General features: G+C 63.7%; 27 protein-coding genes and 1 pseudogene. 13 read left to right on the top strand and 15 right to left on the bottom strand.

Annotated elements, in window-relative coordinates; all coding sequences use genetic code 11:
- Positions 1-2 precede the first annotated feature (2 nt).
- Positions 3-797, bottom strand: coding sequence for a class I SAM-dependent methyltransferase (locus CK220_RS02970; protein WP_095810073.1), 795 nt, complete (start codon positions 795-797; stop codon positions 3-5).
- A 211-nt stretch (positions 798-1008) separates the two neighbouring features.
- On the opposite strand from CK220_RS02970, the gene CK220_RS02965 reads away from it, so the two are divergent.
- From CK220_RS02965 to CK220_RS02945, 4 genes and pseudogenes are all read left to right on the top strand, one after another.
- A complete protein-coding gene (locus tag CK220_RS02965; protein ID WP_095810072.1) occupies positions 1009-2628 on the top strand; it encodes an NAD(P)/FAD-dependent oxidoreductase in 1620 nt (539 codons plus the stop codon).
- Entirely contained in the window at positions 2615-4189 is a 1575-nt protein-coding gene (locus CK220_RS02960; RefSeq protein ID WP_095810071.1) for an NAD(P)/FAD-dependent oxidoreductase, read from the top strand. Before CK220_RS02965 ends, CK220_RS02960 begins: the two co-directional genes overlap by 14 nt.
- Before the next feature lie 211 nt (positions 4190-4400).
- A complete protein-coding gene (locus CK220_RS02950) occupies positions 4401-5630 on the top strand; it encodes an aminomethyltransferase family protein (RefSeq protein ID WP_095810070.1) in 1230 nt (409 codons plus the stop codon).
- A 1-nt stretch (position 5631) separates the two neighbouring features.
- Positions 5632-5891 (top strand): annotated as a pseudogene (locus tag CK220_RS02945) (hypothetical protein).
- A gap of 151 nt (positions 5892-6042) precedes the next feature.
- Here the strand turns inward: CK220_RS02945 and CK220_RS02940 are convergent.
- The 4 genes from CK220_RS02940 to CK220_RS02925 form a co-directional block, all read right to left on the bottom strand.
- Positions 6043-7101, bottom strand: a complete 1059-nt coding sequence (locus tag CK220_RS02940) for a dipeptidase (RefSeq protein ID WP_095810285.1) — start codon at positions 7099-7101, stop codon at positions 6043-6045.
- Positions 7102-7381: 280 nt separating this feature from the next.
- Positions 7382-7681, bottom strand: coding sequence for a GNAT family N-acetyltransferase (locus CK220_RS02935; RefSeq protein ID WP_095810069.1), 300 nt, complete (start codon positions 7679-7681; stop codon positions 7382-7384).
- Positions 7674-8312, bottom strand: a complete 639-nt coding sequence (locus CK220_RS02930; protein ID WP_095810068.1) for an alpha/beta hydrolase — start codon at positions 8310-8312, stop codon at positions 7674-7676. The genes CK220_RS02935 and CK220_RS02930 overlap by 8 nt, the downstream gene beginning before the upstream one ends.
- 4 nt (positions 8313-8316) lie before the next feature.
- On the bottom strand, positions 8317-9249 hold the full coding sequence (locus CK220_RS02925) for a VOC family protein (RefSeq protein WP_095810067.1): 933 nt from the start codon (positions 9247-9249) through the stop codon (positions 8317-8319).
- 230 nt (positions 9250-9479) lie between these two features.
- Between CK220_RS02925 and CK220_RS02920 the strand changes: the two genes are divergently transcribed.
- The gene (locus CK220_RS02920) at positions 9480-11042 is read left to right on the top strand and encodes an alkaline phosphatase family protein (RefSeq protein WP_245428933.1); all 1563 of its coding nucleotides are present in this window, start codon (positions 9480-9482) and stop codon (positions 11040-11042) included.
- Positions 11043-11086: 44 nt separating this feature from the next.
- Here CK220_RS02920 and CK220_RS02915 read toward each other — a convergent pair whose 3' ends face one another.
- The gene (locus CK220_RS02915) at positions 11087-12481 is read right to left on the bottom strand and encodes a PRC-barrel domain-containing protein (protein ID WP_095810065.1); all 1395 of its coding nucleotides are present in this window, start codon (positions 12479-12481) and stop codon (positions 11087-11089) included.
- Between the two features lie 238 nt (positions 12482-12719).
- Between CK220_RS02915 and CK220_RS02910 the strand changes: the two genes are divergently transcribed.
- Positions 12720-13640 (top strand): diacylglycerol kinase family protein, encoded by a 921-nt coding sequence (locus tag CK220_RS02910; RefSeq protein ID WP_095810064.1) that lies wholly within the window; start codon positions 12720-12722, stop codon positions 13638-13640.
- A 21-nt stretch (positions 13641-13661) separates the two neighbouring features.
- Here CK220_RS02910 and CK220_RS02905 read toward each other — a convergent pair whose 3' ends face one another.
- The 4 genes from CK220_RS02905 to CK220_RS02890 all read right to left on the bottom strand — a co-directional run bounded on the left by CK220_RS02905 (position 13662) and on the right by CK220_RS02890 (position 15592).
- Positions 13662-13877, bottom strand: a complete 216-nt coding sequence (locus CK220_RS02905) for a hypothetical protein (RefSeq protein WP_095810063.1) — start codon at positions 13875-13877, stop codon at positions 13662-13664.
- 77 nt (positions 13878-13954) lie between these two features.
- Positions 13955-14419, bottom strand: coding sequence for a phage holin family protein (locus CK220_RS02900; RefSeq protein WP_095810062.1), 465 nt, complete (start codon positions 14417-14419; stop codon positions 13955-13957).
- A gap of 7 nt (positions 14420-14426) precedes the next feature.
- On the bottom strand, positions 14427-14753 hold the full coding sequence (locus CK220_RS02895; protein ID WP_095778215.1) for a DUF883 family protein: 327 nt from the start codon (positions 14751-14753) through the stop codon (positions 14427-14429).
- 77 nt (positions 14754-14830) lie between these two features.
- Entirely contained in the window at positions 14831-15592 is a 762-nt protein-coding gene (locus CK220_RS02890; RefSeq protein ID WP_095810061.1) for a Crp/Fnr family transcriptional regulator, read from the bottom strand.
- A gap of 164 nt (positions 15593-15756) precedes the next feature.
- On the opposite strand from CK220_RS02890, the gene CK220_RS02885 reads away from it, so the two are divergent.
- The gene (locus CK220_RS02885) at positions 15757-16137 is read left to right on the top strand and encodes a response regulator (protein WP_095810060.1); all 381 of its coding nucleotides are present in this window, start codon (positions 15757-15759) and stop codon (positions 16135-16137) included.
- 32 nt (positions 16138-16169) lie between these two features.
- Here the strand turns inward: CK220_RS02885 and CK220_RS02880 are convergent, their stop codons facing one another.
- Both CK220_RS02880 and CK220_RS02875 read right to left on the bottom strand, forming a co-directional pair.
- Positions 16170-16721 carry an RNA polymerase sigma factor gene (locus CK220_RS02880; RefSeq protein ID WP_095810059.1) on the bottom strand — a complete coding sequence of 184 codons (552 nt, stop codon included), beginning with the start codon at positions 16719-16721 and terminating at the stop codon, positions 16170-16172.
- Between the two features lie 3 nt (positions 16722-16724).
- Positions 16725-16928: a NepR family anti-sigma factor gene (locus tag CK220_RS02875; RefSeq protein ID WP_095810284.1), complete on the bottom strand. Its 204-nt coding sequence runs from the start codon at positions 16926-16928 to the stop codon at positions 16725-16727.
- A gap of 217 nt (positions 16929-17145) precedes the next feature.
- Between CK220_RS02875 and CK220_RS02870 the strand changes: the two genes are divergently transcribed.
- The 6 genes from CK220_RS02870 to CK220_RS02850 all read left to right on the top strand — a co-directional run bounded on the left by CK220_RS02870 (position 17146) and on the right by CK220_RS02850 (position 20648).
- On the top strand, positions 17146-17940 hold the full coding sequence (locus CK220_RS02870) for a response regulator (RefSeq protein ID WP_067002122.1): 795 nt from the start codon (positions 17146-17148) through the stop codon (positions 17938-17940).
- Positions 17941-18104: 164 nt separating this feature from the next.
- A complete protein-coding gene (locus tag CK220_RS02865) occupies positions 18105-18269 on the top strand; it encodes a DUF1328 domain-containing protein (protein ID WP_067002119.1) in 165 nt (54 codons plus the stop codon).
- Between the two features lie 179 nt (positions 18270-18448).
- Positions 18449-19480 carry a sensor histidine kinase gene (locus tag CK220_RS02860; RefSeq protein ID WP_095810058.1) on the top strand — a complete coding sequence of 344 codons (1032 nt, stop codon included), beginning with the start codon at positions 18449-18451 and terminating at the stop codon, positions 19478-19480.
- Positions 19481-19713: 233 nt separating this feature from the next.
- The gene (locus tag CK220_RS31775; RefSeq protein WP_176478969.1) at positions 19714-19884 is read left to right on the top strand and encodes a hypothetical protein; all 171 of its coding nucleotides are present in this window, start codon (positions 19714-19716) and stop codon (positions 19882-19884) included.
- Between the two features lie 110 nt (positions 19885-19994).
- Complete coding sequence (locus CK220_RS02855) at positions 19995-20318, top strand: hypothetical protein (protein ID WP_095810283.1); 324 nt, start codon at positions 19995-19997, stop codon at positions 20316-20318.
- 84 nt (positions 20319-20402) lie between these two features.
- Positions 20403-20648 (top strand): YMGG-like glycine zipper-containing protein, encoded by a 246-nt coding sequence (locus CK220_RS02850; protein WP_095810057.1) that lies wholly within the window; start codon positions 20403-20405, stop codon positions 20646-20648.
- Between the two features lie 73 nt (positions 20649-20721).
- Here CK220_RS02850 and CK220_RS02845 read toward each other — a convergent pair whose 3' ends face one another.
- The 3 genes from CK220_RS02845 to CK220_RS02835 all read right to left on the bottom strand — a co-directional run bounded on the left by CK220_RS02845 (position 20722) and on the right by CK220_RS02835 (position 24650).
- A complete protein-coding gene (locus CK220_RS02845; protein WP_095810056.1) occupies positions 20722-22341 on the bottom strand; it encodes a CHASE domain-containing protein in 1620 nt (539 codons plus the stop codon).
- Positions 22342-22471: 130 nt separating this feature from the next.
- Positions 22472-23272 carry an ATP-binding cassette domain-containing protein gene (locus CK220_RS02840; protein ID WP_095810055.1) on the bottom strand — a complete coding sequence of 267 codons (801 nt, stop codon included), beginning with the start codon at positions 23270-23272 and terminating at the stop codon, positions 22472-22474.
- Positions 23273-23285: 13 nt separating this feature from the next.
- The gene (locus CK220_RS02835) at positions 23286-24650 is read right to left on the bottom strand and encodes a sugar ABC transporter permease (protein WP_095810282.1); all 1365 of its coding nucleotides are present in this window, start codon (positions 24648-24650) and stop codon (positions 23286-23288) included.
- Positions 24651-24747: the final 97 nt, after the last annotated feature.

The following is a 24747-nucleotide window of genomic DNA, read 5'->3' as shown; positions in this document are numbered from 1 at the left end:
GGCTATCCGACCGGCTTCCAACCGCGCAGATGAGTGGGGCGGTGCTCACCACTGTCAAGCACCTTCTGCATCGCCTCCCAGGTCCAGATGTTCTTGTCGACATAGGCCGCGCCGACCGCGGCGGCGACCGCTTGATAGAGTGGCCCCTTCAGGCGCTCCAGTTCCTCCCGCGCCACCTCGCGGTACCATGCGTTGCGGTCGCGGACGCTGATGTCGCGGAAGCCAGCACAACGCATCGCTTCGGCGTAGCGCGCCGGTGAAGCCATAGCAAAGGACAAGTCTTCCGCCGCGAGATAGGCCTTCATGTCCGCAGACGGCTCACCGTCATGCGAGATCATCCAGTTCGACGCGGCGAAGACGCCGCCGGGCTTGAGCACGCGGAAGATCTCGGCGAACAGCGCATCCTTGTCCCGCACATGCAGCAGCGCGTCCTTGGAGAAGACGACGTCGAAGGAAGCATCCGCGAACGGCAGCGGTCCAGGCGGCGCCTGAACGAAGCTGACGCGGTCTTCGAGCTTTTGCGTGATGGCGCGTCGCCTTGCCGTCTCGATCACCGGCCTCTCGACATCGAAACCGGTCGCAAGCGCCGCACCATGGCGCGCGACCAGATGCAGCGTGATGCCGCCAGCGCCGCAGCCGATATCGAGGATCGTCTTGCCCTTGAGCGAGAGGCCTTCGACCACGCGGTCCACTTCGTCCGGGCCGCCCGGCGACAGGTAGCCATTGCCCCAGAGCGCTTCGAGGAAGCGAATGGCCGCGTCGTCATATTCCGGCTCGGCGTTAGCCGTTTCGATCATCGGATCTCAGCCTCAAATGCCGAAGTGGCCCTGCGCTAATGAAGGGCCAGAAATGCGGGGCAAAGCCTAGCGCATCAACGCAAAAACGCAACACCATTTGTTGAACATTCATTCAAAATGGCTGGACAAAAAACCGTGGCCCGTGCCAAATTCGGCTGATCAGGAACAAATCGCACCCAAAATCGGGCGGCCGGAGGGAGGTTGAGCGCACATGAAGGCATGGGACGCGATCGTCATCGGCGGCGGCCACAACGGACTGGTTAACGCCTGCTATCTGCAGCGCGGCGGGCTCGACGTGCTGGTGGTCGAGAAGAACGACTGGGTCGGCGGTGCGGCTACCAGCCGCGAGCTGACGCCGGGCTTTCTCTACTCCAACTGCTCCTATGTCTGCTCGCTGTTCCGGCCCGAGATCATGCGCGATCTGGAACTGCCGCGCTTCGGCCTGCAGGTGATCTCCTATGAAGGCGGCGCGGTGTTCACGCGCGACGGCGATTATCTCGCCAACTACCGCGACCACGATGCGCATCGCCGCGAATTCGCCCGTTTCTCCAAGCGCGACGCCGAGGCCTACGACCGCTACGCGCGTGACGTCAGCCGGCAATGCCGCTTCATCCAGCCGCTGTTGATGCGCACCGCGCCCGATCCCACCAGCTTCAAGCCGCGCGATCTTGGCGAGTTGCTCTATCTCGGCAGGAAATTCGCCGGTCTCACCGCCGAGGAAATGGCGCTGACCCTGCGCTTCTGGACGATGTCGATCTCCGACTTCCTCGACGAGTATTTCGAGACCGACGTTATCAAGGCGAACTTTGCGCTCTCCGGCATCATCGGCACGGCGCTTGGGCCCATGTCGCCCGGCACGGCCTATGTCCTTCTCCACCACTATATGGGCGAGGTCGATGGCTCGGTGGGCGCCTGGGGCTATGCGCGTGGCGGTATGGGTGCCGTGACCAAGGCGCTCGCCGCCTCATTCAAGGCCTCCGGCGGCACGATCCGCACCGGCGCCGAGGTCGAGCGCGTGCTGATCAGGAACGGCAGGGCCAAGGGCGTCGTGCTGGCCGGCGGCGACGAGATCCACGGCAAGCTCGTCGTCTCAAACGCCGACGTGAAGCGCACCTTCCTGAAGCTGGTCGAGGAGAAGGAGCTGCCCGACATCTTCCTTCGGCGCGTCAGGAACTTCAAGATCAGGGGTTCGTCCGGCAAGGTCAACATCGCGCTCGATTCGCTTCCGGAATTCCCGGCTCTGCCGAAGGACCCGCCGGTCTACCGCGCCGACATGCACTTCACCGATTCCATCGAGCGCATGGAGCGCGCCTACGACGACTGGAAGGCCGGACGCTGGTCGGCCGATCCCTTCCTCGACATGGTGATCCCGACCACGCTCGACCCGACCATGGCGCCGCCGGGCAAGCATTTCATGAGCTGCTTCGTGCAATATGCGCCACCCAAGATCGCCGGGCGCGACTGGACCGACGCCGACCGCGACGGCTTCGCCGAAAGCGTGATTGCGCAGATCGCCGAATATTCGCCCGGCTTCCGCGACCGCATCGTCCATATGGAGGTGCGCACGCCGCGCGAGATCGAGGCCGAGGTCGGCCTCACCGAAGGCAATATTTTTCATGGCGAGCTGACCTTTGATCAGTTGCTCTTCAATCGCCCGGTGCCGGGCTACGCGCAATACCGCTCGCCGGTCGGCGGGCTCTATATGTGCGGCTCCTCCACTCATCCGGGCGGCGGCGTCATGGGCGCGCCTGGACGCAACGCCGCCGCCGAGATCCTGCGCGACCTCGCCAAGCCAACTTTGCATATGAGCCCGGCCCATGACGTCATCTAATCTGAACTGGGACGCGATCGTCATCGGCGGCGGCCACAACGGCCTGGTTGCCGCCGCCACGCTGGCGAAATCGGGACGCAAGGTGCTGCTGCTCGAGGCCGGCAACGAGGTCGGCGGCGCGGCGCGCACCGAAGAATTCGCGCCGGGCTTTCGCGTCTCCTCGGTCGCTCATCTGCTCAATCGCCTGCATCCCGATGTGGTGAAGACGCTGGAGCTCGAGCGCCACGGGCTGAAGATCGAGCGCGGCGATTTCGTGCCGTCGGTCGCATTGTCGAAAGACGGCCCGCTGGTGCTGCACGGCGCCTATGGCGAGGCGCTGACCGGCGCCAGCCCGTCGGAGCAATCGGCTTGGCGGGACCTGCGCGCGCAGCTGTTGCGCTACGCCGGCGTGCTGAAACCCTTCCTGTCGCGCCGCCCACCGGACCTTGCCGGCATGTCGCTCGCCGAAATGACCGGGCTCGGCCAGACCGCGCTGGCGCTGAAAAAGCTCGGCAAGGAGGATATGCGCGACTTCCTGCGCATACTCTTGATGAATGTCTACGACCTGCTCGACGAGCAGCTTTCCGACGACAGGCTGAAAGGCCTGCTCGCTTTCGACGCGACACTGGGCAGCCATCTCGGGCCGCGCTCGCCGACATCGCTGCTCGGCCTCTACTATCGGCTGGCCGGCGAGATCGGCGGCCTCGCCGGCGCGCAGATACAGCCCAAAGGTGGCATGGGCGCGGTCGTTGCCGCCATCCGCTCGGCGGCCGAGAAAGCGGGCGTTTCGATCCGCCAGGCTTCGCCGGTCGCCAACGTCATCGTCGAGACGGGGCGCGTCGTCGGTGTCCTCACACAGGACGGCGAAGCGCTGCGCGCAAAAAGCGTCGTCTCGGCCATCAATCCCGCAACCACGATCCTCGATCTGGTCGGGCCGCGCGAGGTCGACACCGGTTTCATGCGCAAGGTGAAGAATATCCGCATGAAGGGCGATGCGGCGAAGCTGCATCTGGCGCTGGACCGGCCGCCGCAATTCGCCGGCGTCGACGACGCTGGCCACGAGGGGCGCCTCGTCATCGCGCCCTCGCCCGACCATGTCGAGCGCGCCTTCAATCCGTCGAAATATGGCGCGTTCTCGCCCGAGCCGGTGATGGAAATCACGCTGCCCAGTCTTGCTGATCCTTCGCTCGCGCCGTCCGGCGCCTGCGTGCTCTCCGCGGTGGTGCAATACGCGCCCTATGCGCTGAGAGAAGGCTGGGCCGCCGGCAAGCCGCGATTCCTCGAGGCGATCATGGCGCAGCTCGAGGCGTATGCGCCTGGCATCGGCGCCACGGTGCGCCATGCCGAGTTGCTGACTCCGGCCGACCTCGAGGCACGCTACCGCATGCCCGGCGGCCACTGGCACCACGGCGAATTGCAGGCCGACCAGATGCTGATGTCGCGGCCGGTCTCCGGCTGGTCGGGCTACGACACGCCGCTCGAAGGGCTGTTCCTTGCCGGCGCCGGCTCGCATCCGGGCGGCGGCATCTCCGGCGCCCCCGGCCTCAACGCCGCCCGCCGCATCATCGCGATGAGGGCGTAGAGATGTTTTTGCAAATCGCTGAATTCACGCCCTACGGCGCCCCCCTCTGGCCTGCCGGCCATCTCCCCCACGAGGGGGGAGATCAGCTGTCCACACGCCTGGCCCACCCCTTGCAACGTTGGCGATTGGTGAAAGCTGGCGTGACGGCCGATCTCCCCCCTTGTGGGGGAGATGTCCGGCAGGACACAGGGGGGCGCGAAGGAACGCCGTCATGAATCGTCATGTGAAAATCAATTCCGCCCGCACGCTTGCGCAAGCCCACTTCCGCACGCTGCGGCTCGGCACACCTTTCCAGCCGCGCATCGACGCGCTGGCGCTGACAAACGACTGGTACAACTGGGCCGGCTACCGCGCGCCGCATTCGCTGTGGGACGAGGAGCTGGAATATTTTGCCATTCGCAGCCAGGCGGCACTCTTCGACATCTCGCCGATGACCAAATACCGGATCGAGGGTCCGGACGCCGAAGCCTATCTCGACCGTGTCACGCTGCGCGACGTGACGAGGCTGAAGCCTGGCCGCGTTCACTACACCGCTTGGTGCGACGACGAGGGTTTCGTGCTCGATGACGGCACGCTGTTCCGGCTGTCGCCGACGCGCTTTCGGCTGTGCTCGCAGGAGCGGCATCTGCCCTGGCTGCTCGATAGCGCCATCGGCTATGAGGTGAGCGTCGAGGAAGAAACCGAAGCGGTCGCCGGGCTCGCGCTGCAAGGCCCGACCTCCTTCGCCATCCTTCGCCACGCGGGCTTTGCCGGCGTCGAGCGGTTGAAGATCTTCGACCTTGCCGAATTCGCGCATGACGGCGCTGCCGTCACCATCTCGCGCACCGGCTTCACTGGCGATCTCGGCTACGAGCTGTTCGTGCCGGCGGACAATGCGTTGAGCCTATGGGACCGGCTGATGGCGGCGGGCGAGCTGCGCGGCATCCGCGCCATCGGTTACACGGCGCTGAACGGGGCGCGGCTCGAAGCCGGGCTGATCGTCGCAAATGCCGACTTCACCACCGCCGAGCATGCCATCCGTGCCGACCGCCTGCGCATGCCGGACGAGATCGGCCTCGGCTTCATGATCGATCCGGACAAAGGCCACTTCAACGGGCGCCGCGCAATCTTCGAAGCGCGCGCGAAGAAGAAGCTGCGCCATGTGCTGGTCGGGCTGGAGATCGAAGGCAACATTCCGGCCGAGCACGCCATCGTCTACTGCAAGAAGAGCCGGGAGGTCGGGCTGGTCAGCGCGGCGATGTGGTCCCCCATGGCCAAGCGCAACGTCGCCATCGCCTCCTTGCAACGGCCCTACGGCGATACGGTCGTCGACGACCTCTGGGTCGAGATCTATGCCATGCGCGAGCTGCAGTACCAGAAGCTGATGAAGCGGGCGAAAGTGGTGCCGCGGCCTTTCATCAAGCTCGACCGCCGCACCGCCAACCCGCCGGCGGATTTTTGACGTGGAAGGGGATGCGGACAGGCTGGACGCGGAGGCGGAAGCGGCCGAGCAGTGGAGCTGGTCAACACGCCGCTCGGCGAGATGTGGTCCGGCCGCACCCGCTATGCGGCGGCGATGTTCTTCTTCAAGCGCGGCGAGATGGATGCCGAGACGCTGGAGGTCTACCGCATCTGCGCCCGGCTCGACCATGAAGACCCCTTGCCGATCATCCGCGACCGCGGTGTCGGCAGGGAATGGCTTAAGCGGATGGGCTACGGCTGACAGCGCGCCAAGCCCTGTCGAGATTCAGGTCAGGCCAAGTCGAAAACAGTGGCTCTCGAGAACCGGAGCGGAGCGTACTTAAGTACGTGAGCACCGGAAGCGCAGAGAGCCACTGTTTGCAGGCCGGCATCACCTGAATATCGACAGGGTCTCAACCGATCGTCCTTTCAAGGACACTCAGCCAATTCCGATAAGCGATCTTCTCGATCAGCGCGCGCCCGAAGCCGCGAGCGGCGAGGGCGTCGAGGAGCTTCGGCAAGCCTGCCACGTCGCCGATCACGGCAGGGATCATGGCACCGTCGAAATCGGATCCGAGACCCACGCCGTCCTCGCCCAGCGCCTGCAACAGAGACTCGATGTGGCGCAGCATGATGTCGAGGCTGGTGTCGGCATTCATGCGGCCGTCCTCGCGCAGGAAGCCGGTGGCGAAATTCAGGCCCACCATTCCGCCCGTTTCGCGGATCGCACCGAGCTGCCAGTCGGTGAGGTTGCGCGAATGGCCGCAGATCGCATGGACGTTGGAGTGGGTCGCGACCAGCGGCGCATCGCTGAGCGCGGCGACATCGCGAAAACCCTTTTCGTTGAGATGCGAGAGGTCGATCATGATCCTGAGCTGGTTGCACGCCTTGACCAGCGCCTTGCCGGCGTCGGTCAGGCCCGGCCCGGTATCGGGCGACGAGGGAAAGCGGAACGGGACGCCGTTGCCGAAGGCGTTCGGCCGGCTCCAGACGATGCCCAGCGAGCGGAGCCCGGCGGCATGAAGCACGTCGAGCATGGCAAGCTCGGGATCGATCGCCTCGACGCCTTCGATATGGAACACCGCGGCGATCGAGCCATTCGCCATCGCCTTGCGCACATCACCGGCACTGCGGCAGACGGTCAGCGCGCCGGCGCGCTCGAGCCTGAACAGGATCGAGGCCATGCCGATGGTCGAAGCGACCGCCTCGGCGCGCGGCAGTTCCGGCGGCAGCGGTTCGTTGTCGCTCGGCGCCGGCGGCACGGCGCTGCGCTTGGTCTTTTCGATCGGCGGCGGAAAGATCGCGAACATGCCGCCGGCAAAACCGCCCTTTTTGGCGCGCGGCATGTCGATGTGACCGCCCGGCGTGCCCTCGATGAACAGCTTTTCGACATCCGCTTCCTTCGACTGGTAGAGCCTAAGCAGCGTGTCGTTGTGGCCGTCGAAAACGGGTATGAGGTCGGATTCGGTCATCAAGCCATTCGCTTTTTGAGGTGGCGGATCGGGGCGGGAGAATCCCAGGTGATCTGTCAAATTAGGCAAGATGGCCGAACTGCGCAAATGCCAGACGCGTGTTCGCATTTATGGCTGGGCGGCTCTCTTCCTTCTCCCCTTGCGAGAGAAGGTGGATCGGCGCGCAGCGCCGACGGTTGGGGGATGCTTCAGCGCAGTGAGACGTCGGTTTTCCCTGAAACTCCCCTCATCCGGCCGCTCCGCGGCCACCTTCTCCACGGGGGAGAAGGGGCAGACGGTCCTACTGTTTCAGCACGTCGGCCCATTCTGGATGGCGGCGAAACTGGGCGTTGGCGAAGGGGCAGAGCGGGATGATCTTCTTGCCCGCCGCGCGCGCGTCCTCGACGGCGCGGGTTACCAGGCGAAGCCCGGCGCCCTGGCCGCGAAAGACATCCGGCACCTCGGTGTGATCGATGATGAGCTGGTGCTCTCCGATCTTGGTGAAGGTCATTTCGGCCTCGGCGCCGCCCGGTCCGCGCAGCAGGTAGCGACCCTTGGAGCCGCGATCTTCCAGTTCGATCTCGGGCAGTTGGTCAGCCATTTCTTGCGCCTCCTTCGCCGGCGGGCGAGAGAGCAAAGAGCCGCCGCGCCCCTTCGATTTCATTCGGCCTCACCTCGTGCCCGCCATCGTGCCATTCCACTGTGACATCGGCCCCGACGGCGCGCAAATAGGCTTCCAGCCGCGTTGTCAGGTTCGGCGGGCAGATCGGGTCGCGCCTGCCGGCCGTGATCAGGATGCGGCGCCCGGCAAGGCTGCCCTGCACCTGCGGCTCGAACGGGATCAGCGGATGCATCAGCGCTGCGGCATCGAACAGGGCCGGCTCCGCGAACACCACCGATGCCAGGATGTTGGCGCCGTTGGAATAGCCGAGCCCCAACACCGCCGAGGGCTTTGCTGCCTCGACATGCGCCTTGACGAAGCCGGCCATCTTGGCCGTCGCCCGCGCGAGGTCGTCCATGTCGTAGACGCCCTCGCCGGTGCGGCGGAAGAAGCGGGCTGCACCTTGCTCAGACACATCCCCGCGCGGCGAGATTATCGTCCCCGAAGGCGCGAGCTCGCGACCGAAGGACAGAAGCTGGTTCTCGTCGCCTCCGGTCCCGTGGAAGACGAACAGCAGCGGGCTGCCCGGCGAACCGGGCAGCACTTTGTGGATGTAGGCGTCCTTGCTCATGGCGTCAGTCTTCCAGCTTCTGCAGGTGCTGTTCGAGATAGGGTCTCAGATGCTGATGCTGCGTCGGCAGCTTCAGCGCCTCGCCGAGATGCGCGGTGTCCTCGTCGCGGTTGAAGCCCGGCTCGTTGGTCGACACCTCGAACAGCACGCCACCCGGCGTGCGAAAATAGATCGCCCAGAAATAGTCGCGATCGATGACCGGCGTCACGCCGTAACCCGTGTCGACAAGCGCCGTGCGCACTTCGAGCTGCCGCGCGCGATCCTCGACCGCGAAGGCGACATGGTGCACCGAGCCGGCGCCGAGATTGGCAAAGCCGGCGCCCGGCAGCGATTCGATGTCGACGATGTCGGCGCCGTTGCCGTTCTTGATCGCCATCCGGCGGATGTTGCCGGACTTGTCGACCTCTTCGTAGCCCATGAAGTTCAGCAATTCCTCGGTGGCGCCGCCGTCCTTCAGTCTCAGCGCGACCGAGTGAAAGCCGCGGATCGCCTCATCGGCGGGGACGCCGCCCTTCACCCAGGGGGCTCTGCTGTCGGCCTTGTCTTCGACCAGCGCAAAACTGTCGCCATCAGGACCGGTGAAGGCAAGCCGTTTCTCACCGAAGCTTTCGCTGCGGGCAACACCGCCCACGCCCTCATCGGTGAAGCGCTTTTCCCAATAGCCGAGCGTGCCTTCCGGCACCGAGAAGACGGTGGTGCCGACCTCACCCACCCCATGCCGGCCCTTCCCGATGTCGGGGAACGGGAAATAGGTCATCACCGAGCCAGGCGTGCCGAACTCGTCGGCATAGTAGAGGTGATAGACGTCCGGTGCGTCGAAATTGACGGTCTTCTTCACCCGGCGCAGGCCGAGCTTCTTGGTAAAGAATTCATTGTTGCGGCGCGCATCGCTTGCCATCGAGGTGACGTGATGCAGGCCTTTGAGCTGATTGAGCATGGTCTTGCTCCTTCCCTGTCCTTGCTGCGGCCCTTGCCGCTGTCCACCGCAATATGAGGATAGCGCCTGGCCAGGCAAAGCGGCCAAACTCAGAATGGACTGTATCATAAAAGTGAACGTCTATAGGGCCTATGTTCACCAATCGATGTAGCTGCCCTCCTTGCGCCGATCGGGAATTTCGGCTCCATGAGCGGCGCGCCGTCTTGAGGAGAAGAGTTTTGGACAACCGAGTGAGCCGCCCGAATGTTCTTCTCATCACCTGCGACCAGTGGCGTGGCGATTGTCTGTCGGCGGCGGGCCATCCGGTGGTGAAAACGCCGAATGTGGATGCGCTTGCCGGCGAGGGCGTGCTGTTCCGGCGTCACTACGGCGGAGCGGCGCCCTGCTCGCCGGCGCGTGCCTGCCTCTATACCGGCCTCTACCAGATGAACAACCGTGTCTGCCGCAACGGCTCGCCGCTCGACGCCCGCCATGGCAACGTCGCGCTCTCGGCACGCGCGGCAGGTTATGACCCGACGCTGTTCGGTTATACCGATGTGGCGCCGGACCCCCGCCGGCTTGCGCCCGACGATCCGCGGCTCAGGAGTTATGAAGGCGTGCTGCCCGGCTTCAGCCTACGGCAGTTGCTGCCCGAACATCAGAAGCAGTGGCTGTCCTGGCTGCGCACGCAAGCCATCGACACCGGCCTCGGCAGCCCTGGCATCCATTATCCGGCGAACGCGCAAGGCAAGGTCGGCGATGATGTAAGCAACGCGCCCCCGGTCTATTCGAAGGACCAGACACCGGCGGCTTTCCTGGCCGGCGAATTCATCCGCTGGCTCGGCGAGCAGGAGAACAGCGCACCGTGGTTCGGGCACATCTCCTTCATCAGCCCGCACCCGCCTTTCATCGCGCCGGAGCCCTACAACACCATGTACGACCCGGCCGACGGCGCCGCCTTCCGGCGCGCGGCGAACTGGCAGGCCGAGGCGCAAAGCCACCCCTACCTCGCTTATGATCTTGGCTTGCAGAAGCGGACGAAGTTCGTTCCCGGCATCGACGGCAACGTGCGGGATTGGAGCGAGGAGAATTTCCGCCGTATCCGTGCGCTCTATTACGGCATGATCTCCGAGCTCGACGCGCAGCTCGGCCGCATCTGGGAAGCGCTGAAGGCGGCCGGCAGTTGGGATGACACTGTGGTTGTGCTCACCTCCGACCATGCCGAGATGATGGGCGACCATTTCATGCTCGGCAAAGGCGGCTTCTTCGACGCCAGCTACCACATCCCGCTGATCGTCCGCGATCCGCGCCGGCCGAGAGCGGCCGGTTCTTTCGTCGACAGCTTTACCGAGGCTGTCGACGTCTTTCCGACCTTGCTCGACCTGATCGGCGCAGCACCCGAACCGCACCTCGACGGCAGGTCGCTAGCGCACTGGCTCGACGGCGAGGAGCCGGCGGACTGGCGCGACGCCGCGCATTGGGAATTCGATTTCCGCTCGATCGCCGACGGCGAAGCCGAGCGTCATTTCGGGATCGGCTCACGCGACTGCAACCTGGCCGTCCTTCGCACCGAGGAGTTCAAATATGTCCATTTCGGCGGCGGCCTGCCGCCGCTTCTGTTCGACCTGGCTGAGGATCCGGACGAGTTGAGCAACGTTGCGCACGACCCCGCCTATCTGCCGGTGCGCCTGGAATTCGCCGAGAAGATGCTCGCCTGGCGCGCCAACCATCTCGACCAGTCGCTGGCGCTGGCGGAGCTGACAAAGGACGGAGTCGTCGGCCACGTGAGCAAGACAGCAGGCAGCAGGGAATAGCGACACGCGTATTCCCTGCTGCCTGCTGCCCGCTGCCTGATCCCTTACTGCAGGATCATCCTCTGCTTGTCGCGGTTTGCGGCATAGGTGCTCTTGTCGTAGGCCGCCTGCGACTCCAACTGCTCCTTGGTGAAGTTGGTGTAGAGATATTTGTTGCCGTCCTTGTCGGTCATGAACTTCAGCTTATCCATGCCGAGGGCCACTTCCTTCTCGCCGATGCCGAGGAAACCGCCGACATCGATAACCACCGCATCCGGCTTGTTGTCGGGCGTCAGCACGACGTCGCCAATCTCGCCGATTTCGGCATCGTTGGCCCCGTAGACCGTGGTGCCCTTCAGGTCGTCGACTCTGATGTTGCCCATCGGCATTTCGTTCAACGTCGATTTGTCGATCGAGGCTGTCTTGGTCGTGTCGGTGGTTGCTGTGCCGGTATCGGCCGGCTTGTTCTCAGCCGTATTCGCGGCCGGCGCCGCAGGCTTGTTCTCAGCCGTCGTCTGGGCCGGCTCAGCTGGTTTGGCTTCCTTGTCGGCCGTGGTGTCGGACGAGGCCACGGCAGGGGTGGTCGTTGCCGGAGCGTTGTTCGATGCCGCGGTGGCTGCCGCCGGCGCCGGATCGTAAGCCTTACGGTCGAAGTCCGGCTGGGCTTGCAGTTGTTCCTTTGTGGTCTCGGCGATCAACCAGCGATCGCCATTCTTCTCCGCCCATTTGGCCTTGGCGAAGTCGAAGGTAACATTCTTCTCGCCAATGCCCAGGAAGCCGCCGACGCCGATCACGAGGGACTCGGCCTTGCCGTCCTTGGCAAGCACGATGTCGTTGACGTCGCCGATCTTTTGGGCGTCGTCGGCGGTGCCGTTATAGACCGACTCGCCCATGATGTTGGTGGCGAGATTGCCTTCAGCCTTCTCTACCGGCTGGGCCGGCTGGGCCGGCTGCGCGGGCGCTTGCGCCGTTCCACTGTCGGTGGTCGCAGGCTGCGTGGCATCCGTCGTTTGCGCCGGGGCCGGATCATAGGCCTTGCGATCGAAGGCCGCCTGCGCGTTCAGCTCGTCCTTGGTCGTCTTCGCTACGAGCCAGCGGTCGCCGTTCTTTTCGGCCCATTCCAGCTTGCTGTAATCGAAGGCGACATCCTTGGTGCCGACGCCAAGAAAGCCGCCGACGCCAATGATGACAGACTTTACGTTGCCGCTTGCATCGAAGACGACATCGTCGACCTTACCGATGTCTTCGGCATCGTCGCCGGTCCCATTATAGACGGACTCACCGATGATGTTGGTCATCAGCGCCCCGTCCGCGCGCACTACTGGAGCTTGGGTCTCGGCCGCGGGCGCGGGGTTTTCGGTGGCGGGCGCCTGCGCCGGTGCAGGCGTTGTGTTCTGCGCAAAGGCCCCGGTTGCAAGGAGTGTCGCAAGCGCGGTCGTTGCAAAAAGAGTGCGGATCATGATCGTCTCTCCTCGTGCCTGATTTCGTACACGCCGCGTTCGCGGCCTCGGACAAGGCAAGGGCGAGCGCGGCAATATTCCACGATTTCACAACGTCGTGAGGGGAGCCTTGTTCCAAACAGCCCGTCCACGGCGGTTGAGTTGCGCGCTGGCGCGGAACCTTCGGCGGCCCCTTTCCGTTTCAGCCTCCGGCTGAGAGTTCGTTTTTTGGCCTAACAATAGCAGGACGGAGAGGGGTATGCGGTTTGCTGCGGTGCTGAACAAGGACGGGGGCACCTTGCGCACGACCGATGTTCCAGCCTTTGCCGACCGGGTCCGCGAGCTTTTGGAGGGCGCCGGTCATTCGGTTCAGATCGACATCGTTGCGGGCAGCGAAATCGCCACGGCTTTGGAAAAGGCCATAGCCAGGCGCAACGTCGATGTCCTGCTGGCCGGAGGCGGCGACGGAACAGTTTCCACCGCCGCCTCCCTTCTCATGAACAAGAAGAAGGCGTTGGCCATATTGCCGGCCGGTACGATGAACCTCTTCGCGCGCAGCCTTGGCATTCCCCAAACACTGGAGGCCGCCCTGAAGGCCTTTACCGAGGGCGAGGTCAGGTCGGTCGATATGGCCACCGCGAATGGCCGTCCCTTCGTGCATCAGTTTTCAATCGGTATGCATGCCAGAATGGTCCAGCTCCGCGAGAAGATGGATTTTGGCTCGCGGCTGGGAAAGATGCAGGCGTCGGTTCGCGCCGCATGGGCAACGATCAAGAACCCGCACACCCTCAAGGTGACCTTGACTATCGGCAAGACCGACATCATCACCCGCGCGACCGGAATTGGCATCAGCAACAATCTGTTCGGCGAGGGTCATCTGCCTTACGCGGACAATCCGGCGGGCGGCGTGCTTGGCATCTATGTCAGCGTTGCGCGCCGGCGCCGTGACTTGGTGAAATTGCTGCTTGCCATGCTGCGCGGCCGGTGGCGCCAAAGCGAACATGTCGAAATCCACCAGGCTGACAAGGCCGTGCTGAAAATTCATTCGTCGCCCGCAAAATTCAAGGCGGTGATGGACGGAGAGTTGGTCAAGTTGGAACGCGAAACTACGGTCGAGATCCATCCAGCGACCCTTAACGTGCTCGTTCCCAGAAGCAGCGCGCAGGCAAAGGCAGCCTGAAATGGCGCGCGGACTTCAAAACTACTGCGTCTGACCGCTGGGAGCAGGCGCCTGCTCGGTCCCTGGAGGTTGTGGGACGTGCTGCTGCTCAGTGCTCGGCTCTTTGATCAACACGCCATAGATCTCGGCTACGCCCCAGGCGATGAATACCAGCAGCAGCCCGGCGATGAGAATCCTGAGCGCATGCCAGCCCCAGTGCCCCTGGCGGGCTTCGTTTTCAGGAACGGTCTTGGGCATTTTCGGTCTCCAGTGTGGGGCGGGCACGCCAAGCACGGCATGGTCGGGTAACGGACCCTTTCCGCGAAAGTTCCCACCTACGGCGTTTCGCTGCGATCCTTGTCTCGAGGCCCGCTCTTCATATTCTCGCGGTAGATGGCGTAGGCGGTGAGCGCGATCGCGGGCGCGAGAAGCGTGCCCAGGCCGCCCTTGCTTTTCGCGAGCGCGGGGAGCAGCGCGAGCGCCGCGGTAACGCCAACCGCCGTCATGTCGGCCTTTCGCCTTCGCGCGCGCCGCCGCGCCCGCATGCTGCTGGTCAGCTTGTGGATCACGACAATCAGCCCGGCGATCACCAGGGAGCCGATGCCGAAGCCGAAGCTGGTCGCCAACGGCCCGTAGCGCGCCGCCAGCCAGATATAGGCCGCGCCGATGAGGAAACCGACGCCGCACAGGGCAAAAACACCGGCAAGCCCGTAGAGGATTGCGGTCAGCCGCGCTCTTTGCAAAGCCGCCACCGCCTCGCCGGAGGCAAGGGCGGAAATAAGCGAAACCAGCGTCCCCATATGAGGACTAGCGGCGCGAGAGCAGCGCGAACAGGAAGCCCACTCCCGCGGCAATCGCCAGCGACGTCACCGGCTTTTCGCGAACGCTGGCTATCAACTGCGCTTCCAAATCCTGAGCACTTCCGCGCATGCTTTCGAACGCTGCCTCGCCGTGCGCGCGCAGCTGCTCGACGCCTTCGGCGGCCGCGCGACGCGCTGCGCCGTAGCTGTCGTCGCGGGTCTTGGCCAATTGCCTGGTGAGCTCTTCGATATCGGCTTTCAATTGCCGGATGTCGGCTTCGAGGTCGGCGCTGGGGGGAGTATCTGTTGCGGATCTGCCTGCGGCGGTCGCCATTGCGTAACTCCTTAAGTTTGCTTCCATTTCAACGCTTGGGCGAGACCGGGGTTCCGTTCTCCCGGTCGGGCTCCTTGTCAGATCAGCGGTCTGAGCTCCTCACCCAAACCTTGCCAGCCAGCCAGCTCCGTCAGCCCCTCATGGCTGATAACTTCGCAACCACCGTCACGCCATACAATCAGCTTGCGGTCCATCAGCTTTCGGATCGTCTTGTTGGTGTGCACCAGCGACAGGCCGAGCGTATCGGCGATGTGCTGCTGCGTGATCGGGATCTGCACCGGCCGCTTGCCGTTCAGGCCTGCGCTCCGGGCACGGCTGGAGATGAAGGCGACAAGATAGGCCGTGCGCTCCAGCGCGGAACGGCGACCGATGCTGAGCAGGTTTTCATCGAGCATGCGCTCCTCGCGCGATGCCAGCCAGGTGATGTCATAGGCCAGGCCAGGGTAGTTGCGGTAAAGCTCGTGCAATTGGTCGCGCTCGAAGACGCACAGCAGCATCGGCGACAAGGCCTCGACGGAATGCTGCATCTCGCCCATCAAGCTGCCTTGCAGCCCGATGAGATCGCCCGGCATGGAATAGTTGAGGATTTGCCGCCGCCCGTCGGGCAACAGCTTGTAGCGGAATGCCCAGCCTGAAAGTATGGTGTAGAGATGCGCGCTGTGGCTGCCTTCGACCAGCACGGTCGCCCCCTTGTCGACCGCAAGCTCTCCTTTCTTGAAGCCGCTGACGAACAACAGCTCCTGGCTCTCGAATTCGCGAAAGACTGGCAGCGGCCGCAGCGGGCATTTGCCGCAAGGGTATTGGCGGTTGGCAACGGAATATGCGCTCTGGCCGGACATTTCGACCCCTCTTCGAAACCGCCTGCCCCGATCGGGCGAATAGAAACGCTTCACCCGGACCGAGGTTCCGCCGGTCACGGCAATGCATCGCCGGTCATGTCTTTTTTAAATGACAGAGGGCCAAATACCGCGCATGACTGCGGTCTTATAGGAGTCGCCGACACGTGCCCCCATTGCTAGACGGATTGCGTATCCTGGTCTTGGAAGACGAGTTCCTGATAGCGATGGATGTCGAGCAACTATGCCGCGACCAGGGCGCCGCCGAGGTCACGATTGTTTGCGATCTGGCCGAAATGGACCTGCGTGATGGGTTGTCGTGGTTCGACGCCGCTATCGTCGACCTGATGCTCGGCGGCACCTCGACACTCGACTTCGCCGAGCGGCTGCGCAGCGCCGGCATTCCATTCGTCTTTGCGTCTGGCTACTCCGACGCCGAGGATCTCGAGGGCTCTTTTCCGGAGATTCAGCTGGTCACCAAACCCTACTCGGGAGACGATCTGATCGAGGCCCTGGCGCGCGCCTGCAGGCGCGCGAAAGCGGCGTGACGACGTGGTTTCGAAAGAGCCGGAGGTCGGTGTCAGGCGGCGTTTGATCCGGTCACCTGGGCCGAGATCGCATCGGGGCCGTACTCGTCCTCGCCGGAAATCTTCAGGATGTCCTGCAGCCGGGCGCGCGCGCGGCTGACCCGGCTCTTGATCGTGCCGACCGCGCAGCCGCAGATCTCCGCCGCCTCTTCGTAGGAGAAGCCGGACGCGCCGATCAGGATGATGGCTTCGCGCTGATCCTCCGGCAACTGCTCCAGCGCGCCGCGAAAATCCTTGAGGTCGAGCTGGCCATGCTGGGCCGGGTGGACAGCAAGCCTGGCAGTCATGATGCCGTCGCTGTCCTGCACCTCGCGGCCGCGCTTGCGCATCTGCGAATAGAATTCGTTGCGCAGAATGGTGAACAGCCAGGCCTTGAGGTTGGTGCCCAGCTGGAAACTCTCATGTTTGTCCCAGGCCTTGACCAGGGTTTCTTGGACGAGGTCGTCGGCCTTGTCGGCATTCTGCGTCAGTGACACCGCAAAGGCGCGCAGGCTCGGGATCGCGCCGAGCAGCTCGGTCTTGAAGCTCTGGGAGACCGCCGCCATGTCTCAGTCCTTTTTCTCGGCGGGTTCGGCCTTTTCCAGTTGGCTGAGCAACTGAGCGAATCGATCCGGCACCTGATCGGAGACCAGCTCGTCGTAATATTGCTTAAGTTTGCGGGCGATTTCGGAGTTCGGTCCGAGCGGATTGCCACCCCCGTTCCGGTGCCTGCTCGGGGCGCCAGTTATTGAATTCTTTGACATTTCTTTCATGTTTGCCCTAAGTCCCAGCACCCGAAACCGCTTAAAAACCATAGATCGCGACGCAAGCGGCACCCTTGTCTGGTTGCCCATCCCAAAGCCGGAAACGCCCGCTTCCTAATTTAGTTCCCTGCCCGGCGGAACTTTTTCAGAAAGCCGACGTTGGTTTTGCCGGGACTTCCAGTGAGTCTAGCCTTTGCAACAACGTCATCTGAGGGAGACGTCAAATATGAGCCTGTCCGCAACCATCGCTCCTCACCTGCCTTTCCTTCGCCGTTTCTCGCGCGCCGTGTCGGGATCGCAGGAAAGCGGTGACGCTCTGGTTGCTGCGATGCTGGAAGCCATCATCGCCGACACCGAAGTTTTCCCCAAGGCATCGAGCGATCGTATCGCACTGTACAAGGTCTTTGCCAGGCTTTTCACCTCGATTGCCATCCGCGTGCCGCAGGAGCATGCGCAGACAGCCTGGGAGCAGCGGGCGGCCGCCAATCTGAACGCAATCGCGCCGCGGCCGAGGCAGGCTTTCCTGCTGGTCGCCGTAGAGGGTTTCAGCGAGGATGAAGCGGCGGAAATCCTCGATGCCGACGAACAGGAGTTCTCCGAATTGCTTGCCCAGGCAAGCAGCGAGATTTCCCGCCAGGTCGCGACCGACGTGCTGATTATCGAGGACGAGCCGCTGATCGCCATGGATATCGAGGAGATGGTCGAAAGCCTCGGCCATCGCGTTGTCGGCACCGCGCGCACGCACGCCGAGGCGGTCGCCGTTTTCGGCAAGACGCGTCCGAAAATGGTCCTCGCCGACATCCAGCTCGCCGATGGCAGCTCGGGCATAGAGGCGGTTAACGAGATCTTGTCCTCGACGCCGGTGCCGGTGATCTTCATCACCGCTTTCCCTGAACGCCTGTTGACCGGCGAGCGTCCCGAACCGGCGTTTCTGGTGACCAAGCCGTTCAATCCAGACATGGTCAAGGCCCTTATCAGTCAGGCGCTTTTCTTCGACCGGCAGGCGAAAGCCGCGGCCTGACCGCAGCAACGTCCGATGAGTTCTCATGCGAGGCTCCAGGGCCACGCACGATGCGCCGCGGAATCCGTTTTCAATCCGTTTTCAGGGGATCGTCTTTTTCGGCAAATGGTGGAACAAACGCTATCCAGCCACGTTTTTTCCAAGACGTTAGAAGGAGAGATATCATGCTGTACTGGGCGCTCGTTTTTCTTGTGGTCGCGATCATCGCCGGCGCGCTTGGGTTCGGCGGCATCGCCGGCACATCGGCTGGCATCGCGCAGATATTGTTCTTCGTCTTCCTTGCTTTCCTGGTGATCTCACTCATCGCCGGCCTCGTCAGGAGAACCTGACGCGGGGGAGTGCCGAACACTGGAAGCCGCACCCCTCAAACGGTTTCCAGCCACCGCCGGGCGATGTCCCCAAAAGGATGTCGTCCGGCGGACCGCTTTTGGGCTGCGTAAGCCCCAGTAGGCCAAGACCGGGCAGCAATCCATCGTAAGCATTCGCGCCTGGATGCGGGAAATATCGGATGCGTTCCAAAGTCTCAGAGAAGGACTATACGCAAGAACGCAGCGACGAGGTGATCGCAATGCATCCGGCGGAAAGCGGGATGCAGGTCGGGCGCGCGTTGCTCCACGCGCTTCACAATGCTGGAATTTCGGTCCTCTACCAGGATCGTGAAATGAAGACCGTCTGGGCGCGCAACATGCGCTCCCCGTGGGCCTGCGAAACGGCCGACGGCAGCGATCTGCTTTCCCCCGCGCAGGCCGAGCGAATAGGCGCAGCCAAGCGCACGGCGATTGAAACCGGCAACCCGGATCGCCTCGAGCTCGGCATTCCCGACAGTGACGGCGTGCGCTGGTTCCATATCTGGATCGATGCCGATCGCAGCGACTCCGGTGAGGTCCAGGGCGTCGTCACCACCATGGTCGAGACGACCGAGCAGAAGCGCCGCGAGCAGACGCTGAAAACGCTGCTGCGGGAGGTCAGCCATCGCTCGAAGAATCTTCTGGCCATCATTCAGAGCATAGCCACCCAGACCGGACGCTACTCGGAGACGCTCGGCGATTTCCTGACGCGCTTTCGCGGCCGCATCCAATCGCTCGCCTCGTCCCAGGATCTGGTGACATCCTCCAACTGGCGGGGAGCAGCGCTTCGCGAGCTCGTGTCCGGCCAGGTCGGCCGCTACAGCGCCGATCCAAGTCGCAGCTTGCGTTTCGATGGGGAGAACCCTTACCTCAACCCGAACGCCGCTCTTCATGTCGGGCTGGCCATGCACGAGCTGGCCGTGAACTCGGTAAGCTACGGCGCCCTGTCGCAGCCTGACGGACGGGTCAAGGTAAGCGCCAGGATCGCCGCCGGCAGCGAGGCTTCGCCTGGCCTCTTGCTGATTTGGACAGAAAGGATCGGCGCCGGTCGGCGCACCGAAAATCGCTTTGGCAGCGTCGCCCTCGAACGCGTCGTGCCGACGTCGCTGAACGGCTCTGCCAGTCTCGATATCGACGAGGATCGCCTCGAATATCGCCTCACCATTCCGCGCGGCAATTTCGAGATAGAATGAACAACCACGTCTCGGGCAACGGACAGCCGTCGGCGAGGCGCTTAACCTGCTGTTCACCATAAAGTCCGATTCTGTTCCCCGTTGAAAGGAACTCCAGGACAGCGCGCAACGCCCTTCCGAGTTGCGTAAACCTTGGAGCTGATCGGCGGTCCCGTCAGACGCTGAACCGCTCGCGACGGCGCGAACCCAGCCGCGCAGTCACACGATCTGACATGCGATTTGCGAGGAACCGAATGATGATTGCCGAGATGAACAGGCTGGAGCAGGCCGCCCGCGTCTCGATGAGCGTCTTCCAGGACGCCGAAGCGCCACCCTCGCCCCGTTCCTTTCATCTGTCGCTTCGCCTCGGCGCCGTCGCGCTCGGTGCCGCTCTCGTGCTGGCGGCGGCCTGGCAATTGACCTGATCTTGCCGATCGAGCAATTCGGCCGGCGCCAGGGGCTCGCGCCATTGAGCCGACTCGAGCAGGAACTTTTGAGCGGCAACAATCGTTCTTTGCGGCGGGAGGATTCACCCGTGGAACACGTCGCCGCTTTGCTTCTCGTCATTGGCTGCTCGGACACCATGACTGATTGCCGCGAACTGTCGGTGCCGGTCAGCGTCTTCGAGACCTTCGAGGCTTGCCTCGCCGAACGGCCGTTTGCGCTGGGCGACCTGCAGGGCCGCACGCCGCGTGTCATGGGCGAGTGCCTTGCCGTCGATCCGGCGCTTGAAGACGACTACGATCAACTGCTGTGGACCGTGCGTCCCGACGGCAGGCTCGTCGCGTCGCTGGAGATCTCCGGCGCGCTTGTCGCGTCAAACGGCGCACGCCCGGAAAAACCCTATCTTCAGCAATAATAAGATCGGACAGGCAAAGCCCGTTTTTTCGTGCTAAACGGCGGTTGGCACTGCCAAAAGTGAGGACAAACTGAGGAGCAATTTATGCGGAAGATGATCATTGCAATGGTTGCTGTGGTCGCCGTCAGCGGCTGCACCACGACCGAGCAGGATGTCGTCGGGGGCGGCCTGATTGGCGCCGGCGTGGGCGGCTTGGTCGGCGGCGGCAGGGGCGCGCTTATCGGCGCGGCTGTCGGCGCCGGGTCGGGCCTGCTGGTCCGCAACCTGCGCAATGGCCAGTGCGTATATCGCCGCTCTGACGGCACGCACTACAAGGCCCGCTGCAACTGATCTCGCGACAGAGCAATCCAATGGAGGCCGGCCTGCCGGCCTCCATTTCTTTGCCTGAACGGCCCGCCGCTGCTCATCCGGTGAGCGGAATCCTTATTTCCACCTTCAGCCCGTCGGCCTGAAAATCGCGCTTGATCGTGCCGCGCAATTCGCGCGTGACGTTGAGATCGATCAGCTTGGTGCCGAAGCCAGTCCTCGCCGGCGCCTCAAGTTTTTCCTGCCCTGTCTCGCACCAGGTGAGCACAAGCGTTCGGCCTTGTTCTTCGACCCTCCAGTCGACCTTCAGGGCGCCGACCGAGTTGCCGGCCTCGCCATATTTCAGCGCATTGGTGGCAAGCTCGTGGAAGGTCAGGCCGAGCGCCTGCGTCGTCGTCTCGTCAAGCAATACCTCCGGCCCGGACAGTATGCCTTCGGGAAGCTCCTTGCCGAACACCTGCCCGAGCTCGGTGTGCAGGAGGTCGCCAAGGTCCGCCTTCTGCCAGCGCGAGCGTGTCAGCATATCCTGCGACGCAGCCATCGCCTGCAGCCGCGCCGAGAACGATGCCGAGAACTCCTTCACGTCGGTGGCCTGGGAAGCCGTCTGGCGCGCGATCGCCAGCACCCTGGTGATCGAATTTTTGATGCGGTGCTTCATCTCCTGCAGGATCAGCTCCTTTTCCAGCAGGCTCTTCTCCGTCGCCTCATGCAGCAGCGACTTCGCCTCGTAGGCGCGCTCCTGATAGCGGGCCACCAGCGCGATCGCCCCGGCGAGCAGCAGGCCGAACAGACCGAGCATCACCGGAATGGCGCGCGAGGAAGGCAGCGCAAAGGCGCTCGTCGGCCGAAACAGGACAGTCCAGGGTCGGCCGGCCACGACGATATCTCGACGCGCCAAAAGCCTTCCGCCGAGCGATTCGGCCGGCGGCGCCTCCGAGCGGAACAGGAGATTGTCGGCTCCCGGCTCGCCGTCGAAGATCTCGACGTTGACCGGCAGCAGCGGAGCCTTGCTGAGCGCCACCTGGAACAAATCGCGCGCGCGGAAGGAGGCGTAGAGGAAGCCGGCGGTCGAGGACCGGCTGGCATTGATGACGTCCGGAGCGGTTTCCACGTTCAGCCGCACGAAGACCAGGAAACCGGGGAAAGTCTGCTCCAGCCCTTGTCCCTGGCCAAGTTGAACGAGCCCACTGGCATGCTGCTGGTCGTCGGCCATTGCCTTCTCGATCGCCGCCCGCCGTACCGGGTCGGTGAACATGTCGAAGCCTATGATCGACTGGTTGGATGTATCGAGCGGCTCGAAAAGCACGATTGGCGTGCGCCATTGCTGCTGCGTGATGGCCGGATAGACCGGGTGGGCCGAACCGTGATCGCGCAGGATGTCGCGCTCGAGCGTGGCCTCGTCGCCGGTCTTGGCCAGCCTCAGGAAGCCGATCCCGCGCAGTCCGGCGAAATTGTCGTCGATGTCGAGCGCGGCGAAGAAGGCCTTGAACTCGCCGCGCGTGATATCGCCGTTACGGGCATCGAAAAGCGCCTGGGTCGAGCGCAGCAGCGACAGATGCAGGTCGATGCGGCTCTCAATCCGGTTGAGCGCATCGTCGGCGGTTCCCTCGAACTTGATGCGTGCCGCCTCTTGGGTCGCGAAATAGGCGAACCCCGCCATCGTCAAGCTGATGAGCGCGACGGCGATGAAGGCGACGATCGGAAAAAGCTTTTTCAATGCAGGGTGCGGCCCATGGATGGTTGGCCACCTTTATGAGCAAGTCTCCGCGCCAATACAATGGCAAGGCCAAACCAACGCCGCGATTGGCTCATCATCCCGTCGCAAATTAGCCAACTAATTTATGGTCTTAGGCCGCGATTTTCAGCGCTCCCGGACCTGGCGTGGCGCCCGGCGGGCACTTGCCTAGAATGATCATGCCGAGCACCTCGTCCTGGGTCACGTCGCTGGTGCGCGCCGTGCCGACGACCTGACCGTTCTTCATCACACAGACCCTGTCCGCCAGCTCGAACACGTCATGGATGTCGTGGCTGATCAGGAAGATGCCGATGCCGTCGGCCTTGAGCTGCCGCACCAGTTCGCCGACCTGGGCCGTCTCCTGAGGGCCGAGCGCCGCCGTCGGCTCGTCCATGATCAAGATTCGCGCGTTGAACAGGATCGCACGCGCGATCGCCACCGACTGCCTCTGTCCGCCGGACAGCTTGATCACCGGCTCCTTGAAGCGCTGGAAGCGCGGATTGAGACGGCCCATCACCTTGCGCGCATCGGCCTCCATGGCGACATCGTCGAGCGTGCCCCAGGCGGTCATCAGCTCGCGGCCGAGGAAAAGATTGGCGGCGGCGTCGACATTGTCGGCAAGCGCCAGCGTCTGATAGATCGTCTCGATGCCGTATCTCTTGGCGTCGCGCGGGTTGGAGATCGCTGCCTCCTCGCCGTTGACGAAGATCTGCCCGGCATCGCGCTTATAGGCGCCGGACAGTATCTTGATCAGCGTCGACTTGCCGGCGCCGTTGTGGCCGAGCAGCGCCACCACTTCGCCGGGGAAGAGATCGATGGAGGCGTCGTCGACGGCGCGGATGCCGCCGAAGGCGATCGAGATGTTGCGCATGTCGACCAGCGGGGCGCCGACGGGAGCGTTCTTGTCTGCCATGATGCTGCCTCCTTCAGACCCGCTTGCGGTAGATGGTGTCGAGCCAGACCGCGATGACCAGCACGGCGCCGACGACGATGCTTTGGAGCGGCGAATCGACGCCGAGGAGCACCATGCCGGACTGCAGCGACTGCATCAGCAGCGCCCCAAGCATGGCGCCGAGTACGGTTCCCGAGCCGCCGGCGAGCGAGGTGCCGCCGATGACCGCCGCGGCGATGACCAGAAGCTCGTCCAGCGTGCCCAACGCATTGGTCGATGAATTCTGCCGCGCTGACGATATCGCCGCGGCGATCGTCGCCAGCACGCCCATGATCATGAACACCTTCATGGTGATCCAGCGCGTGTTGATGCCGGCAAGATTGGCCGCTTCCGGGTTGCCGCCGATGGCAAAGACATAGCGGCCGAATCGGGTGCGCTTGGTGATGAAAGTCATGACGAGGCCAACCGCGATCGCCATCAGCACCGGAATGGCGATGCCGTGGGCGATGAACAGGCCGCCTTCGGGGACTGTGATGTTGTTGGCGGCGGCGTAGCGGTTCACGATGCCGACCGGCCAGGGATAGGAATTGGCCAGCCACACCGCGCCCATGATGACCGCGCAGGTGACCGCGCCGAGCAGCGTCTCGGCCCAGATCGGACGCAGCGGGAAACGGAAGCGCTTGCGCTGCACCCTGCCGTTGAACAGCGCAAACACCACGGCAAGGCAGGCGACGATGCCGACGATCCAGCTCCATCTGGCGCCGATCGAGCCGGCCGGTCCGCCCCCCATCAGCTGGAAGGTGGCGTCGAGCGGCGCCACCGTCTGGCCGCTGGTGACCCACCAGGCGGCGCCCCGCCAGACCAGCAGCCCGCCCAGCGTCACGATGAAGGCCGGCACTTCGAGATAGGCGATGACGAAGCCCTGGAAGGCGCCGATCAGCAGACCGAGCGCCAGGCCGATCAACAGCGCCAACACCCAGATCCAGGGATTGCCAAGCTCAAGCCCAACCATCCGCACCAGGAAATGCACTTGGGCAAAGCCCATGACCATGCCGATCAGACCCTCGGCGGATCCGACGGAGAGGTCGATGTTGCGCATGACGATGACCAGCACCATGCCGGAAGCCATGATGGCCACGGCCGAGGTCTGCACCGAAAGGTTCCACAGGTTGCGCGGCGTCAGGAACGTGCGGCTGTCGAAATCAAGCGGATTGACGCCGAGCCGCAGGCTCGAGATGACATGCAGGCCGATCCAGATGATCAGCAGCGCGCCGACCATGCCGAGCATGCGAGTGTCGAGTTCGGTCGCCTTGAAGAAGCGCCCGATGGCGCTGAGTTCGGATGCACGCGCGCGATCCGCGGCCGGGTTGGCCGGCGTATCAGAGGTCGTATCGGTCATGATCTCCTCCACCGGCTTGCCGTCTGGCGCGGATGCCGGACCACGATGCTAGAGCAATTCCAGGAAAAGTGTGTAGCCCGCCTGGAATTGCGCGGAA

This window comes from Mesorhizobium sp. WSM3860, assembly GCF_002294995.1.
In the GTDB taxonomy this organism is placed as follows: Bacteria; Pseudomonadota; Alphaproteobacteria; order Rhizobiales; family Rhizobiaceae; genus Mesorhizobium.
Note: the sequence above shows the minus strand (reverse complement) of the source record. Positions and strands in the feature narration are given on the sequence as shown.

Coding starts and splice junctions, on each gene's coding strand:
- CK220_RS02970 (WP_095810073.1), bottom strand. CDS start 797: ATGATCGAAACGGCTAACGCCGAGCCGGAATATGACGACGCGGCCATT.
- CK220_RS02965 (WP_095810072.1), top strand. CDS start 1,009: ATGAAGGCATGGGACGCGATCGTCATCGGCGGCGGCCACAACGGACTG.
- CK220_RS02960 (WP_095810071.1), top strand. CDS start 2,615: ATGACGTCATCTAATCTGAACTGGGACGCGATCGTCATCGGCGGCGGC.
- CK220_RS02950 (WP_095810070.1), top strand. CDS start 4,401: ATGAATCGTCATGTGAAAATCAATTCCGCCCGCACGCTTGCGCAAGCC.
- CK220_RS02940 (WP_095810285.1), bottom strand. CDS start 7,101: ATGACCGAATCCGACCTCATACCCGTTTTCGACGGCCACAACGACACG.
- CK220_RS02935 (WP_095810069.1), bottom strand. CDS start 7,681: ATGGCTGACCAACTGCCCGAGATCGAACTGGAAGATCGCGGCTCCAAG.
- CK220_RS02930 (WP_095810068.1), bottom strand. CDS start 8,312: ATGAGCAAGGACGCCTACATCCACAAAGTGCTGCCCGGTTCGCCGGGC.
- CK220_RS02925 (WP_095810067.1), bottom strand. CDS start 9,249: ATGCTCAATCAGCTCAAAGGCCTGCATCACGTCACCTCGATGGCAAGC.
- CK220_RS02915 (WP_095810065.1), bottom strand. CDS start 12,481: ATGATCCGCACTCTTTTTGCAACGACCGCGCTTGCGACACTCCTTGCA.
- CK220_RS02910 (WP_095810064.1), top strand. CDS start 12,720: ATGCGGTTTGCTGCGGTGCTGAACAAGGACGGGGGCACCTTGCGCACG.
- CK220_RS02905 (WP_095810063.1), bottom strand. CDS start 13,877: ATGCCCAAGACCGTTCCTGAAAACGAAGCCCGCCAGGGGCACTGGGGC.
- CK220_RS02900 (WP_095810062.1), bottom strand. CDS start 14,419: ATGGGGACGCTGGTTTCGCTTATTTCCGCCCTTGCCTCCGGCGAGGCG.
- CK220_RS02895 (WP_095778215.1), bottom strand. CDS start 14,753: ATGGCGACCGCCGCAGGCAGATCCGCAACAGATACTCCCCCCAGCGCC.
- CK220_RS02890 (WP_095810061.1), bottom strand. CDS start 15,592: ATGTCCGGCCAGAGCGCATATTCCGTTGCCAACCGCCAATACCCTTGC.
- CK220_RS02880 (WP_095810059.1), bottom strand. CDS start 16,721: ATGGCGGCGGTCTCCCAGAGCTTCAAGACCGAGCTGCTCGGCGCGATC.
- CK220_RS02875 (WP_095810284.1), bottom strand. CDS start 16,928: ATGAAAGAAATGTCAAAGAATTCAATAACTGGCGCCCCGAGCAGGCAC.
- CK220_RS02870 (WP_067002122.1), top strand. CDS start 17,146: ATGAGCCTGTCCGCAACCATCGCTCCTCACCTGCCTTTCCTTCGCCGT.
- CK220_RS02865 (WP_067002119.1), top strand. CDS start 18,105: ATGCTGTACTGGGCGCTCGTTTTTCTTGTGGTCGCGATCATCGCCGGC.
- CK220_RS02860 (WP_095810058.1), top strand. CDS start 18,449: ATGCGTTCCAAAGTCTCAGAGAAGGACTATACGCAAGAACGCAGCGAC.
- CK220_RS31775 (WP_176478969.1), top strand. CDS start 19,714: ATGATGATTGCCGAGATGAACAGGCTGGAGCAGGCCGCCCGCGTCTCG.
- CK220_RS02850 (WP_095810057.1), top strand. CDS start 20,403: ATGCGGAAGATGATCATTGCAATGGTTGCTGTGGTCGCCGTCAGCGGC.
- CK220_RS02840 (WP_095810055.1), bottom strand. CDS start 23,272: ATGGCAGACAAGAACGCTCCCGTCGGCGCCCCGCTGGTCGACATGCGC.
- CK220_RS02835 (WP_095810282.1), bottom strand. CDS start 24,650: ATGACCGATACGACCTCTGATACGCCGGCCAACCCGGCCGCGGATCGC.